This is a genomic window from Paraburkholderia ginsengiterrae, assembly GCF_001645125.1.
In the GTDB taxonomy this organism is placed as follows: domain Bacteria; phylum Pseudomonadota; class Gammaproteobacteria; order Burkholderiales; family Burkholderiaceae; genus Paraburkholderia; species Paraburkholderia ginsengiterrae.
Window position 1 is genome coordinate 210,454 of the sequence record NZ_LXKA01000221.1, and the last position, 14,088, is coordinate 224,541.

Below are 14,088 nucleotides of genomic sequence, written 5' to 3' on the forward strand. Positions count from 1 at the left end.
CAGTGGCGGGTGGGGGCGGCGGCATGATTGAGTTGTCAGGCTTTGGGTTCGAGACTCTCTGTGACGATAGTGAGTTCGTGCTCTCGCGGGTCAGCCGGCGCGATGGCGCCGAGACGTGGCTGGCCGTCACGTTGCCTGCGTTGCAGCCCGCGGCCAATAGTCAGGCGCGCCTCGAGCATGCGTATGAGTTGCGAAGCCTGCTCGACGGTCATTTCGTTACCCGGCCTCACGCCCTGATCGAGCACCGTGGGAGCGCGGCGCTGGTACTGGAAGACCCGGGTGGGATCTCGCTCTCCGCGATGCCAATGGGCTCGCTGCCACTTAGCTGCTTCCTCGCGATTGCAGCCAATCTCGCGGCGGCACTCGGCGCGTTGCATGGACGCGGTCTTATCCACAAAGACATCCGACCGGCCAACGTTCTTGTCAATCCGGAAACGGGCGGCGTGGCGCTGACCGGCTTCGGCATCGCCTCAAGCGTGACCGGCGAGCCGCCGGCCAGCACGCCGCCTGATGTCACCGCTGCGGCGCTTGCCTACCTGGCACCTGAGCGGACCGGCCGTATGAATCGTCCGGTCGATTCGCGTGCGGACCTCTATTCGCTGGGTATCACGTTCTACGAAATGCTGACCGGCGGGTTTCCGTATCGCGCGAATTCGCCGATCGAATGGATTCATTGCCACATCGCCAGACCGCCGATTCCGTTGAATGAATTGACGCGCGACGTGCCGCCCCAGCTCGCCGCGATTGTGATGCGCCTGCTCGCTAAAACGGCTGAGGAGCGCTATCAGACGGCACAGGGTCTTGAAAGCGATCTGCGCCATTGTCTCGACGCGTGGAAGCAAACTGGTCGCGTCGACCCATTTCCGCTCGGCGCGCATGATGTTGCCGAGCGCTTGCGCATTCCCGAGCGATTGTATGGACGCGAGGTGCAGTCGGCTGCATTGAATGCCGCGTTTGACCGCGTGGTGCGGCAGGGCAAGCCGGAGCTCGTGCTCGTATCGGGCTACTCCGGCATCGGCAAATCGTCGCTGGTGAATGAACTGAAGAAGCAGCTCGGACCGTCTTATGGACAGTTTGCTGCCGGCAAATTCGACCAGTACAAGCGCGATATTCCTTATACGACGCTCGGGCAGGCATTTCAGAGTCTGACCCAGCAAATACTCGACCGGGGTGAGGCAGAGGTCGCGCATTGGCGTGAGCGGCTCAGCGAGGCGGTCGGTTCGAACGGACAACTGATTGTTAATCTGATTCCGGAAGTCGAAGACATCATCGGTCCGCAACCGGCGGTGCCGGAGCTGCCGGCGCAGGAAGCGCAGATTCGATTTCATGGCGTGTTCGGGCGTTTCATCGGCGCTTTTACGCAGACCGGTCATCCGCTGGTCCTCTTTCTGGACGATCTGCAATGGCTGGATGCCGGCACGATCTGTCTGCTGGAGAGTCTGCTTGCCATGCCGGCGCTGCAGAATGTGCTGCTCGTTGGCGCCTATCGCGACAACGAGGTGGGCCCCGCGCACCCGCTCAGCCGCACCTTGACCACCATTCGCGAGTTGGGCGTGCCGGTTCACGATATCGTGCTGACGCCGCTGCAGAGCGGCGACGTGGCGCGCCTGGTCGGCGAAACATTGCACGCGAGAACGGCCGAGGTCGACAGCCTCTCGCAATTCATCGTCGAGAAGACGGGCGGCAACCCCTTTTTCACGGTGCAGTTTCTCAGAGCGCTCGCCGAGGAGCACCACCTGGTATTCGATCCGGTGCGCCGCGCGTGGGGATGGGACATGGCACGCCTTCGCGAGGCGCGCTTTTCGGATAGCGTCGTCGATCTGATGGTGAGCAAGATCGGCCGTGTGCCGGCTGTCACGCAGGCCGCGCTCAAACAGTTCGCGTGTTTCGGCAACAGCGCGACCACTGCGCTGCTGACGCGTGTCGCGGGTACGTCGGACACCGAGGTGCATCGTGCGCTCGCCGACGCGGTGACAGCGGGCCTCGTGTTCCGGCGAGAGCACGGCTACGCGTTTCTTCACGACCGCGTGCAGGAAGCGGCCTATGCGCTGATTCCCGCCGATGAGCGTGCGGCGGCCCATCTGCGAATCGGCCGCATGTTCGCGGCCAACGCGGAAGGAGAGGATATCGAACAGAATATCTTCGAGATCGTCAACCAGTACAACCGCGCGGCCGAACTCATCGACGACCCGGCGGAGTGCGAACGCGTCGTCAAATTCAATCTGATTGCCGGGCGGCGCGCGAAGATGTCGTCCGCCTACGCGTCGGCATCGACTTATCTGTCGGCGGGCAGCGCGCTGCTCGGCGATGAGGCGTGGGATACCCGCTATTCGCTCAAGTTCGCGCTGGAAAGCAGCCTTGCGGAGTGCGAATTTCTGACCGGCGACACCAGCTCGGCCAAAGAGCGGCTGGCGAGCCTGTCGAAGCGTTGCACGACGCTGGCTGACCGCGCTGCCGTGACGTGGTTGCGAGTGACGCTGTTCACCGCGCTCGATCAGAGCGACCTGGCGGTGGAAATCTGCCTGGAGTATTTGCGCGCTATCGGGATTGACTGGGACCCGCACCCCACCCGCGAACAGGCGCGCAGCGAGTACGACCGGCTCCTGCAGCAGATCGGCGATTCTCCGATCGAATCGCTGATCGATCTGCCCTTGCTCACCGACACGGACCGGCGCGCGACGCTGGATGTGCTTACCGCGGTCCTGCCACCCGCGTTTTTCAGCGATGAGAACTTGGTCTGCCTCGTGTTGTCGCGCATGGCGAACCTGAGCATCGAGCACGGCAACAGCGACGCGTCGTCGATCGGCTACGCTTACCTGGGCATGGTGGCCGGCCCGGTATTCGGCGATTACGAGGCAGGCTTCCGTTTTGGCCAGCTAGGCTTGGGTCTCGTCGACGAGCGTGGTCTGCAACGCTTCAAGCCGCGTGTCTACATGTGCTTTGCGTATCACGTGATGCCGTGGACCAAGCACATTCGCACGGGCCTTCCGCTCTTGCGGCGGGCGTTCGATGCCGCAAGCGAGAGCGGTGACCTTACGTACACCGGCTTCAGCAGTTGCTGCCTCGTGACCAGCTTGCTGGCGGCGGGCGATCCGCTCCCCGACGTCGAACGCGAAGCTCAGCAGCGCCTCGGTGTGGTGCAAGCCGCGAAATTTGGGCTGATTGTCGATATTATCGGCGCGCAGTTGCAGCTCGTTCGAAGCTTGCGCGGCTTGACCGCCTCGTTAGGGTCCTTCAATGACGACGCATTCGACGAAGCGGCGTTCGAGCAGCATCTCGAAGCCGACCCGTGCCTGGCGATTGCCACATGCTGGTACTGGATCCGCAAACTGGAAGGGCGCTATTTCGCGGGAGATATAGCGGACGCGATGACGGCCGCCGAGAAGGCGGAACCGTTGTTGTGGACCTCGTCCGGTCACTTCGAGCTTGCCGAGTACCATTTCTACGCCGCACTCGCCCGGGCACGCCGGTATGACGATGCGGCGCCCGAAGAGCAGGCGGAGCAATTGCGCAAGCTCGTCGAGCATCACGCCAAACTCGAGATCTGGGCCGAGCACTCGCCGAGCAATTTCGCGAGCCGCGCGGCGTTGGTCGCCGGCGAGATTGCACGTATCAAGGGAAACGAGTTCGAGGCGATGCGTGAATACGAAAGCGCAATCCGTTTCGCGCGTGAGCAGGAGTTCCCGTTGGTCGAGGCGCTGGCGCACGAAATCGCCGCGACGTTCTACATGGCGCGCGGATTTGCGACGATCGCCTTTGTCTACCTCGGCAATGCGCGGCTGGCTTACCTTCGGTGGGGCGCGTTGGCCAAGGTTCAGGCGCTTGACCGGCGCTATCCGAATCTGGTTCATGAGCCGGCGAACGATGCGCCGACAAGGAGTTTTGTCGCCGAACAGCTCGACGTCGAGACGGTCGTCAAGGCGTCACAGGCGATTTCGGGCGAGATTGTCTTCGAAAAGCTGATTCACACGCTGATGACCATCGTGCTGGAGCATGCCGGCGCGGGGCGGGCGCTGCTCGTCTTGCCGCGTGCGGAGACGTTGTGGGTCGAAGCCGAAGCGCTCGCCGGGCGCGAGGGCGTGGAGGTGCGTCTGCAACACGAAGTCGTGACGCCGCGCCATTTGCCGACATCGATTCTGCATCACAGTATTCGCACACAGGAGCGTGTGTTGCTCGATGACGCGTCGCAGCCCAATCCGTTTTCAGCGGACGAGTACCTTCGTTCGAGCCGTTCGCGCGCCGTGTTGTGTCTTCCGCTCATGAAGCAGGCGAAACTGATGGGCGTGCTCTATCTGGAAAACGAGCTCGCGCCGGGCGTGTTTACGCCGCCGCGGATCGCCGTGCTGGACCTGCTGGCGTCGCAGGCCGCGATTTCACTGGAGAACGCGTCGCTGGAAGAGAAAGAAGCGCTGCTCGAAGAGAAGGAGGCACTGCTGCACGAAGTCCACCACCGGGTGAAGAACAATTTGCAGCTGATCAGCAGTTTGCTCAATCTGCAGGCATCACGTGTAACGGACAAGTCAGTCGCCGGCCTGTTCGCCGATAGCCGCAACCGGGTGCGGTCGATGGCGCTGGTGCACGAGAACCTCTATCGCGCGGGCAATTTCGCGCGAATCGCCATGGCGACACACGTGAAGAACCTGTGTGGCCATCTCGCACGCGCTTTCGACATGCGCCAGATGGGTGTGGACTTGCAGGTCGAAGTTGACGACGTGCAACTGGACATGAACCGTGCGGTATCCTGCGGCCTGATTATCAACGAGCTGGTTTCCAACGCATTGAAGCACGCGTTTCCGGATGGCCGTGGCGGCTGCGTGCGTGTGGAACTCGGCCTGGTCGACGAAGGGCGGTGCAGGCTGACTGTTGCGGACGACGGCGTCGGCATCGCGCCGGGATTCTCGCTGGATGAAGCCGACTCGCTCGGCTTGCAACTGGTCCACGACCTCACACACCAGTTGCACGGAACCCTGGAACTGAGCCGCACGGGCGGCACGTCGTGCAGCATTGTGTTCAACGCAAACGGACGTGGATAGGTACTCGCTATGGCCCCCGCACGCATTCTGGTAGTCGAAGACGATCGGGTGGTCGCCAGAGACCTCGCGCAGCAGATGAGCCGCGCGGGCCACACGGTGGTCGGCATCACCGCGCGCGGCGAAGACGCAGTTCCGCTCGCAGCCGAGACCGCACCGGATCTGGTCCTGATGGACGTGCGGCTGGAGGGCGAACTCGACGGAATCGACACCGCACGGCTGCTCCGTGAGAATTTCAATCTGCCGGTCGTTTTCCTGACCGCTTATGCCGACGAAGAAACGGTTCGGCGCGCAACCCTTACCGAACCGTTCGGATACGTTCTCAAGCCGTTTGACGATATGCAACTGCGTACTGTCGTCGACATGGCGCTCTATAAGCACGGCGCGGAACGCCGCTTGCGCGAAAGTGAACAACGGTACGCGGTCACGCTGTCGAGTATTGGCGACGCGGTGATTGCGACTGACCGGGAATCGTGCATCACCTTTATCAACCCGGTCGCGGAAACGCTGACGGGCTGGGCTAGCCACGATGCGATGGGACGCCCGCTGGTGGACGTATTTCGCGTGATCAACGAAACCACGCGTGCGCCGGCGAAAGATCCGGTGACCGCCGTGCTGAGCGCCGGCACCATAGTTGAACTGGCGAACCACACGCTGCTGCTCTCGCGCGACGGACATGAGATCGCGATCGAAAACAGCGGGTCGCCTATCGTCGACGATCGTGGCGAAATTCTCGGCGTGGTGCTGGTGTTTCGCGACGTCACGCAAAGGCGTCGAGCCGAAGAGGCGGAAATACTGCGTGAAACGAATGCCCGCCTTGAAATGGCGATGCACGGATCCAACGTCGGTGTGTGGGAAATCGACATGCCGGACGGCGACCACCATCATGGATTCGCGCAATTTTCAAACATCTGGGAATGGCTTGGCTTCACGCGTCCGACCACTTTGCTGGATTACGATGCCTATATGTCGGTGTTGCATCCCGATGACCGCGCACGCACCGAAGCGGCGATACAGCGCTACCTCAAGCGAGAGACAGACGTGTTCGAAGTGGAGAACCGCCTGTGCCATCGCGATGGGACCATCCGCTGGGTGCTCGTGCGCGGTATGGCGCGGTGGAATGCAAGCGGGAAACCGATCCGCTTCGTTGGCAGTCTGGTAGACATCACGCAACTGAAACTGACTGAGCAGGCGCTCCGGTCCAGTGAAGCGCGCTTTCGCGGCACCTTCGAAAACGCCGCGGTTGGCATCGCGCACTGCGATCTCGACGGGCACTTCTTGCGCCTGAATCAACGCCTGTGCGATATCGTCGGCCACCAGCGTGAGACCCTGTTGCTCAACCGCTTTCAGGATATTGCCGATCCGGACTTTCTGGTCGCGAGCGAGGAAAAATACCGCTCGCTGACCGAGGGCAGGCTTTCGCACTACTCGGAGGAGATGCCGCTCGTCAGACTCGACGGGTCTCGCGTCTGGGTGAGCGTGTCGGTGGCGCTTCAGCGCGACGCGAACGGCCGGGCGCTTCACACCATTGCGATCTTGCAGGATATTTCGGCGCGCAAGGCGTTGGAGGACGCGGTACGCGTCGCAAAAGACGCCGCCGAATCGGCAAACCGCGCCAAAGACCAGTTTCTCGCCAACATCAGCCACGAGTTGCGTACACCGCTGAACGGTATTCTGGGTTATGCGCAGATTTTGCGGCGCGACGCAGCCATGACGGAGCGGCAACTGTCGAGTCTGAAAGTGATCGAACAGAGCGGCGAGCATCTGCTCATGCTGATCAACGACATTCTCGACTTTGCCCGGATCGAAGCGGGCAAGCTCGAACTGAACGTGACGGACGTACCGCTCGGACCGTTTATACGGGTCATCGCCGAAATGGTGAGCGTGCGCGCTGATCAGAAGAATCTTGTCCTGAACCTCGAAGCGCCCGCGAATCTGTCGCTGGTTATTCGTGTGGACGAAAAACGCCTCCGGCAGGTGCTGTTGAATCTGCTTGCGAATGCAGTCAAGTTCACGGACCAGGGTGAAGTCACGTTGGTCGTTCGAATGATTTCGGATGGAAGGCTGCGCTTCGAAGTCAGAGATACGGGTGTCGGCGTGAGTCCGGACAGGCTGGAAACGATCTTTCATCCCTTCGAGCAGGCCGGCAATTTGACTCAGCGTACAGGCGGTGTAGGTCTTGGACTGGCGATCAGCCGCCAGTTGGTGCAAGTGATGGGCGGCGACATTCATGTCACGAGCACCGTGGGCAGTGGCAGCACGTTCTGGTTCGAACTGGATGTACCCGTGTCCTATGCGGAGGTGGCGGATTTCAGTCCAACCCTTCAGGTCGCGGATCGTGAAGGCGAGCCGCGCCAACCCGTTGTGATCGACAATCCCATCGTCCCACCGCCTGAGGAAATGGCGACACTGCATCGCTTTGCGCTGCTTGGCTCCATGCGTGCCATCGTCCATCACGCGGATTACCTGATCAACCTCGATGCCCGCTATGAGGCCTTCGCGACGCAATTGCGCCGTCTTGCGTCGGCATTTGAATCGCAGGCCTTACTATCCATGATCGAACGACATTTGGATCGAGACTCGTGAGCACAACGGAACCATTCGGCGCGGGCGCACCCATTGTTCTGGTTGTCGACGACACACCGGCGAATCTGGGACTCGTGGTTGAATGCCTCGAAAGCAACAATCTGCGGGTCGCCGTTGCGCGTGACGGGGCGGAAGCGTTGCGGCGCGCAGCGCTGGTGCAGCCCAACCTGATTCTGCTCGATGTCATGATGCCCGGACTCGACGGCTTCGAGACCTGCCGGCAATTGAAGGCCGCCGAGACGACGCGCGACATTCCGGTGATCTTCATGACTTCGCTCACGCGAACGGAGGACAAGGTCACGGGCTTTCGCGCCGGGGCGGTGGATTACATCACCAAGCCGCTGCAGATGGAAGAAGTGGCCGCACGCGTCGATACGCACCTGAAACTGCACGCGCTGCAAAAACTGCAGGAAGAGCAGAACATCCAGCTGCAAAAGGAAGTGAAGACGCGCAAACAGGCCGAGGAGGCGCTGCTCGAAGTCATCAATGGTGTGCGCAACGTGTCGAACGCGATCGCTCACGATTTGCGCACGCCGCTCACCGAATTGCGTTCGCGCCTCGAGGTGATGACGCTGACGCTGCGACGGCAAGGCAAAGATGATCAATGCCTGACCGAACTCGAGGTCGCATTGTCCGATGTCGATCGCGTGATCAGCATCTTCAATGCGCTTTTGCGTCTCGCCGAAATCGACGCGGGCGTTCGCCGCTCGGGATTCATGCCGAGCGATCTGGACACCATCGTTTCGGACGCGGTCGAGTTCTATCAACCGGTGGCGGAGCTGCGCCGCGTTACGCTGTCGCTTCGGACTTCCGGTGATCTGACAGCTGTATCCGATCCGCTTCTGCTTGCACAGGCGATCGGCAATCTGATCGACAACGCATTGAAATTCGCGTCGGAGGGGGGAGAGGTCAGTGTCGTCGCCACGCGCACCGACGACATGATTGCGATTTCGGTTGCGGACGACGGCCCAGGCATTCCGGATGAGGAAAAGTCAAAAGTCACCGAGCGGTTCTATCGTGGCGACGCAAGCCGCGGAACGCCGGGCGTGGGCCTTGGGCTCGCACTCGTGAAGGCGGTCGCGACGCTCCATCGCGGCTCGCTCGCCTTTAACGACAATCAACCAGGGCTGATCGCGACCCTGAATGTGAACTGTGGTCATTGAGCAATCTGCACCTATTTGGTACCAGATCGAGCTGCACGTCAGGCTAGTTGCTTGTTATACATTCGTATGGTTTCCCGGCTGAGCCTTCTGAATTATCCTTGTACGGTTGAATGCGCGGGCGTAGCAGTCCGCGCGTTCGTAGACCATTATTTGGGAACCGGGGCCGCCGCGTGGACGCCACTCAGATTGTTTGTATCGTCGACGACGACGAGTCAGTCCGGAGGGCCACGGCGAGCCTGGTACGCTCGCTTGGATGGCAAACACGCGTATTTGCATCGGCGGAAGAGTTTCTCCAATCCAGTGATCTGGGCGGGACTGCCTGTCTGATCTCCGATGTGCGAATGCCCGGCATGTCGGGCATCGAGATGCACGTTCAGCTTTTGAAGTACGGGTACGCACCGCCCACCCTGTTCATTTCGGCATTCCCCCCAGTCGCGCTTCAGGCGAAGATCGAAGAGGATGGGGTGTTGGCGTTTCTCCCCAAACCTGTCGATGCCACCGCCATGGCGCATTGGCTCAGTCGGGCGTTGGGTTCGCCCTGACTGTGCCGCGCATGCCGACGCTTAGCTCATGGCCGGGTAGTCGGTGTAGCCGCTTACATCTCCGCCGAAGAAACTGGTGCTGTCCGCGACATTCAGCGGGTGCCCGCCGCGCAGGCGAGCCGGCAGGTCGGGATTTGCAATGAAGGGTCTGCCGAACGCAATGATGTCGGCCCGGCCGTTGGCGATCGCCTGTTCGGCGGTATCGCGGTCATAGCCGCCGGCGATCATCAGCACACCTTTGAATTCTTCGCGCAGCAGCTTGATGATGGCATCCCAGCGCGGGTCGAAGTTTTCGTCCTTGACCGTCCCTACCATCGCCGGTTCGACCAGATGCAGATAGGCGAGGCCATAGTCGCTGAGCTTTCGCACGATGTAGCCGAACGTTGCCTCGGGCGTTTCATCACCCATGCCCATGAAGCGTCCCATGGGTGTGAGGCGGACCCCGACGTTTTGCGGGCCCACTTCGTCGCTGACGGCGGCGACGACTTCAAGCAGCAGGCGGGCGCGATTTTCGATGCTGCCGCCGTAGCTATCGGTGCGTTGATTGCTGTTGCTGTTGATGAACTGATCCAGCAGATAGCCGTTGCCAGCGTGAATTTCAACGCCGTCCATGCCGGCTGCAATCGCGTTGCGTGCGGCACGCCGGTAGTCGGCGATGATCTCGCGAATGCCTTCAACGGTAAGTTCCTGCGGCACCGGCACGTCGCTCCACACGCCATTGCCGGCCTCGTCGACAATGAACGTCTTTCCCGGCACCGGCATGGCGGAAGGGGCAACAGGCAGGCCGCCATCCGGCTGGAACACGGGGTGGGAAACACGGCCAACGTGCCACAGTTGAAGGAACATGTGGCCGCCTTCTTCGTGAACAGCCTTGCTGACGGCGCGCCAGCCTTCAATCTGCTGTTCCGTGTGAATGCCCGGCGTCCACGCATAACCTTGGCCCTGCTGCGAGATCTGCGTCGCTTCACTTACGATCAGTGCCGCGCTGGCGCGCTGGCGATAGTATTCGACGTTGATGTCGGTCGGCACGTTGCCCGGTTGGCCGGCGCGCGAGCGCGTGAGAGGAGCCATTGCAACGCGGTGATCGAGAGAGAGGCGGCCCAGTTTGATCGGGTTAAACAGGTGCTTGGTCATGGTGAAGCTCCGTGTGGTTGGTTGATGTGTGTAAGCGTAGGGGAGGCGGGGTTTGGGCGGAATCCCAACGGCGTGCTACACATCTTTGCGTGGTGTGCAACGGCCGAACCAGACTTTGCCGCTGAGTTCCGTATCGAAGACCTCCGCCATGCCGGTCAGACACTAGCGGCGAAGCTTCATGATTCGGTCACCCAGCGAAATGCCGAGTTCCGACATGCTGGTTCCGAGCCGCCTTTGCTGTTGCTCCCAGCCGGCCAACGCAGACTGCAGGCGCGCACCGCCTCGCGAGAGTGCCTGAGCCAGCGCCACGGCGTTCGCAGCAGCTTTGGCGGTGCTGCCCGCGGTATGCGGGCGTGGTATGTACGCAGCGTCGCCAAGCAGGATCGTCCGGCCGAAAACCATTTGTTCAACCCGAAGATCCTGAATCGCCTGGACGAAGGGTTCCTTCGTCACGTGAACGAGAACCTGCAGCGTGGGCGCGAGCAACCTGCTCGCGGCGGAACGCAGTTCGGCGATGTCGGCGTCTTTCGTCGTTCCAGGCGGCAGAGAGTTGCTGCGTTGGGTTCCGTTCCTGTCCAGCATCAAGGCGCTGAGGCTGTCGCTGGACATCGGGCGATACCAGACCCAGTTCCAGCGCCGCTTGCCGGCTTCGGTGGCGCCGTTTTCGCCGGGGACGAGATAAACCAGAATCAGATGCGCATCACCTTGCTGGAAGGTAAAGCGGTCGCGTAAAACATTCGCCGCATCGATTGGCAGTTCATTTTCTTCGACGAGACCGCGCCACGCGATATAGCCGGCATAGCTGGGCTGCGAATCGGGCAGCAACTGCGCCCGAACCGTGGAGCGCCCACCATCGGCGCCGATCAGAAGATCGCTTTCTTCGACTCGGTCGCTTTCGAAATAGGCTTTGACCGACTCCCCGGTTTGCTCGAGATGAGTGAAACGTTCGCCGGGGTGAATGACGTCGATGGGCAATGCACGCCTCATGGCGCTGTAGATGAGGCTCCATGAGGTTTGCGTCTGCGGCATATAGAACTGCTCGATGATGCGGTCGTTCTGGTCGAGATAGATGCGATCTCCCGAGTCCACGCCCGGAGAGACCGGCAGTTTTACGCCGCCGAAACGGAAGGCTTCCAGCACGTCGGGCTGCAACACGATGCCGCCGCCCCGGCTGTCGAGTTCATTGGGTGACTGCTCGAAGAGCTTGACGTCCCATCCGACCGCGCGCAGCGCAGTTGCCGTGAAAAGACCGCTGAGCGAGCCACCGATTATGGTTGCGCGCGGTCGATTGGCACGGCTGATGGAGTGCTCCTGATTGTTCTGCGTCTGATCGTTTGGCAGTGCGATGATGGACACGGCGTTCTCCTTTTATTGCCAGGTAGCGGGAGATTAGCCGTTACGTAATCAGCGGAGAATGCAGGTGCAACGCAATCCACCTTTGCAGGATTTGCAGAAAGTAGTCTTCAAAATTACTGCGGCGAACGGGGTCGCTCCGTGCATCAGATGAGTGAGCAGAAGGCGACGCGGTTTCCGCTTCCCCTTGCCTGACGCGCAAAGGTGCATTGCCTCATGCTGTGATTCTTATCGGTCGGCGGCGGCGTTATCGTGCATCTGCAATCAATCCTTTCTGGAGGTGTTCGATGAACGAGCTGAATATCGAGGTTACATACGACTTTATTTGCCCCTGGTGCTGGATCGGTGGGGAGAAGCTGAAGCAGGCCATTAGCGAAGCGAATGCCGGCGGGCAAACGAAACTCGTGTTTGTTCCCTATGAATTGAATCCGGACATGCCGGTCGAAGGCCGCGATCGCAAGGAATACCGCTCGGCGAAGTTTGGGAGCTGGGCTCGCTCGCAAATCATGGATGCTCAGGTCACCGCGGCCGGACGCCAGGCGGGTCTGGAATTCAACTACGCGTTGGCGAAGCGAACACCGAACACGCTTGCCGCTCATCGGCTCGTATGGGTGCTGCAACAGAGGCACGACGTCGCAGCGCTGGTAGAGGCGATCTTCCATGCGTATTTTTCCGCTGGACGCGACATTGGAGACATCGCCGTGTTGACGGAGATTGCCGTAGAGGCGGGCTTCGACAAAGACGAGATCGAAACGTTTTTTGCGTCGGGTGGCGGAGTCGGCGAAGTGCGCGCGCTTGAAGCTCGGGCAATTGCGCAAGGCGTCAGCTCGGTGCCGTCGGTGAAGATTGGCGACGAGGTTGTTAGCGGTGCGCAGTCCGTCGCTCTGTTTCGGGCAACACTCGAAAACGCATTGAAAGCCGGCACCACAGCGCCGTAAGCAGGGCCGCGGTGATTATGGGCCGCTCGCCTCGAAGGTTGGGCGGCAGTCCATGGTTGCCGCGGCGCTTAGCATTCTGAAATTTTAATTCGACTGCAAGGCTGCATGAGATCAGCATGCGCAGTTAGGGAAATGCAGCGGCGCCGCTCGCGCGAGGCGATTTCGACGAGCGTGACAGGATTGTCGTGGAGGCTGGGGATGGAAGGCGCAAGAGTGGTCAGGGTTCTTGGCGCTGCGCATAGCAAGGAAGCGCACGAGATCCGGGACTTCCTCGCTTGAGTACGGGTTTCAGCAGCGCCGATGTTTGGAGAGCGGCGACTGGAATCCAGGGCAGATGACAAATTGGTAATCCAGGCGTCAGTGCTCGGCAAGCAGGGCCGCGGAGAATGGGAAATCCATCAACGCGACGCGGCACAAACATCGTGATGTCTCTTCGTACTCGAATTGCGACCATCGTCGCCACCGTTGTAGCAGTATTTGTGTTGCTCGGCGCGGCAGGTTTGGCCTTCATGTATTCCGGGGTGTACGACGTTTCGGCAAGTTCCCGAGACATCCCGATCGTAGCAAAGCTGCTGCACGGAACGTACGAAGCCTCGTTGCACCGGCACGCCGGGGCCGACGTCGCGCCTGGCGACCTGCTCTCGTTTGAAAACATACGTGCAGGCGCGCGCATGTACGACGCCAGTTGTGCCCTCTGCCACGGTGCGCCTGACCGGCCACTGAGTGCCGTCGGCCAGGGTATTCAGCCCGCCGCGCCCTCGCTCCTTTCTGCGAGCCGCCGCAATAAGCCCGAGCTGATGTTCTGGACGATCAAGCATGGCGTGAACATGACGGCGATGCCTTCCTTCGGGAAGACGCAGTCGGACGAGGCGCTCTGGCAAGTGGCCGCGTTTATCTTCGCCGAGCGTGGCGTATCGAAGGATAAATACGACCTGCTCGTGCATGGTGACGATCAGGTTGGCAGCACGGCCGTATCGCTGAAAAGTCCGACGCCGCAGACTGGTAAAGACTGACGGCGCCGCTCTGGTCAACAACTTCGGTCGGCTGAATGTTTCTCATCGGGAGTTGGATCTATAACATGAAGCGCGTTGTCGTTGCTCTCCAGATTGCCGTGTTGTTGACCGCTTGTACAACAGAACCAGCGAACCATTCGCTAACCCGCGGGCCGGCTACGCGCAGCGAGACCGTCGATTACGCGGGTCACGTCTGCGGCGATCAGAACATGCACGTAAAAATACCTGTGTGCATTTTCCCTCGGGTGGTCACGCAAATGTCCGCGCAGCGTCCGCAGTCCGGTTAAGGCAAAGCATCATTGATGCGCCTGATGTCAGCTGCGGATCTG

At 60.9% G+C, this 14,088-nt stretch carries 8 protein-coding genes; 6 read left to right on the forward strand and 2 right to left on the reverse strand.

Features of this window, described 5'->3' with window-relative positions; genetic code table 11:
• The first annotated feature begins 23 nt into the window (after positions 1 to 23).
• From A6V37_RS17490 to A6V37_RS17505, 4 genes are all read left to right on the forward strand, one after another.
• Entirely contained in the window at positions 24 to 5,033 is a 5,010-nt protein-coding gene (locus tag A6V37_RS17490) for an AAA family ATPase (protein WP_064286160.1), read from the forward strand.
• A gap of 9 nt (positions 5,034 to 5,042) precedes the next feature.
• Complete coding sequence (locus A6V37_RS17495; RefSeq protein ID WP_064270489.1) at positions 5,043 to 7,616, forward strand: PAS domain S-box protein; 2,574 nt, start codon at positions 5,043 to 5,045, stop codon at positions 7,614 to 7,616.
• On the forward strand, positions 7,613 to 8,779 hold the full coding sequence (locus A6V37_RS17500) for a hybrid sensor histidine kinase/response regulator (RefSeq protein WP_064270490.1): 1,167 nt from the start codon (positions 7,613 to 7,615) through the stop codon (positions 8,777 to 8,779). Before A6V37_RS17495 ends, A6V37_RS17500 begins: the two co-directional genes overlap by 4 nt.
• A 170-nt stretch (positions 8,780 to 8,949) precedes the next feature.
• Positions 8,950 to 9,321: a response regulator transcription factor gene (locus A6V37_RS17505; protein ID WP_064270491.1), complete on the forward strand. Its 372-nt coding sequence runs from the start codon at positions 8,950 to 8,952 to the stop codon at positions 9,319 to 9,321.
• Between the two features lie 21 nt (positions 9,322 to 9,342).
• Here the strand turns inward: A6V37_RS17505 and A6V37_RS17510 are convergent, their stop codons facing one another.
• Both A6V37_RS17510 and A6V37_RS17515 read right to left on the reverse strand, forming a co-directional pair.
• Positions 9,343 to 10,455 carry an alkene reductase gene (locus A6V37_RS17510; RefSeq protein WP_064270492.1) on the reverse strand — a complete coding sequence of 371 codons (1,113 nt, stop codon included), beginning with the start codon at positions 10,453 to 10,455 and terminating at the stop codon, positions 9,343 to 9,345.
• A 162-nt stretch (positions 10,456 to 10,617) separates the two neighbouring features.
• Positions 10,618 to 11,757: an FAD binding domain-containing protein gene (locus A6V37_RS17515; protein WP_064270661.1), complete on the reverse strand. Its 1,140-nt coding sequence runs from the start codon at positions 11,755 to 11,757 to the stop codon at positions 10,618 to 10,620.
• 338 nt (positions 11,758 to 12,095) lie between these two features.
• Between A6V37_RS17515 and A6V37_RS17520 the strand changes: the two genes are divergently transcribed.
• Positions 12,096 to 12,746, forward strand: a complete 651-nt coding sequence (locus tag A6V37_RS17520; RefSeq protein WP_064270493.1) for a DsbA family oxidoreductase — start codon at positions 12,096 to 12,098, stop codon at positions 12,744 to 12,746.
• A gap of 425 nt (positions 12,747 to 13,171) precedes the next feature.
• Positions 13,172 to 13,759, forward strand: coding sequence for a c-type cytochrome (locus tag A6V37_RS17525; RefSeq protein ID WP_064270494.1), 588 nt, complete (start codon positions 13,172 to 13,174; stop codon positions 13,757 to 13,759).
• Positions 13,760 to 14,088 lie beyond the last annotated feature (329 nt).

What these genes read in the sequence shown, in the direction of transcription:
- A6V37_RS17490 (WP_064286160.1), top strand. Translation starts at nt 24, where the DNA reads ATGATTGAGTTGTCAGGCTTTGGGTTCGAGACTCTCTGTGACGATAGT.
- A6V37_RS17495 (WP_064270489.1), top strand. Translation starts at nt 5,043, where the DNA reads ATGGCCCCCGCACGCATTCTGGTAGTCGAAGACGATCGGGTGGTCGCC.
- A6V37_RS17510 (WP_064270492.1), bottom strand. Translation starts at nt 10,455, where the DNA reads ATGACCAAGCACCTGTTTAACCCGATCAAACTGGGCCGCCTCTCTCTC.
- A6V37_RS17520 (WP_064270493.1), top strand. Translation starts at nt 12,096, where the DNA reads ATGAACGAGCTGAATATCGAGGTTACATACGACTTTATTTGCCCCTGG.
- A6V37_RS17525 (WP_064270494.1), top strand. Translation starts at nt 13,172, where the DNA reads ATGTCTCTTCGTACTCGAATTGCGACCATCGTCGCCACCGTTGTAGCA.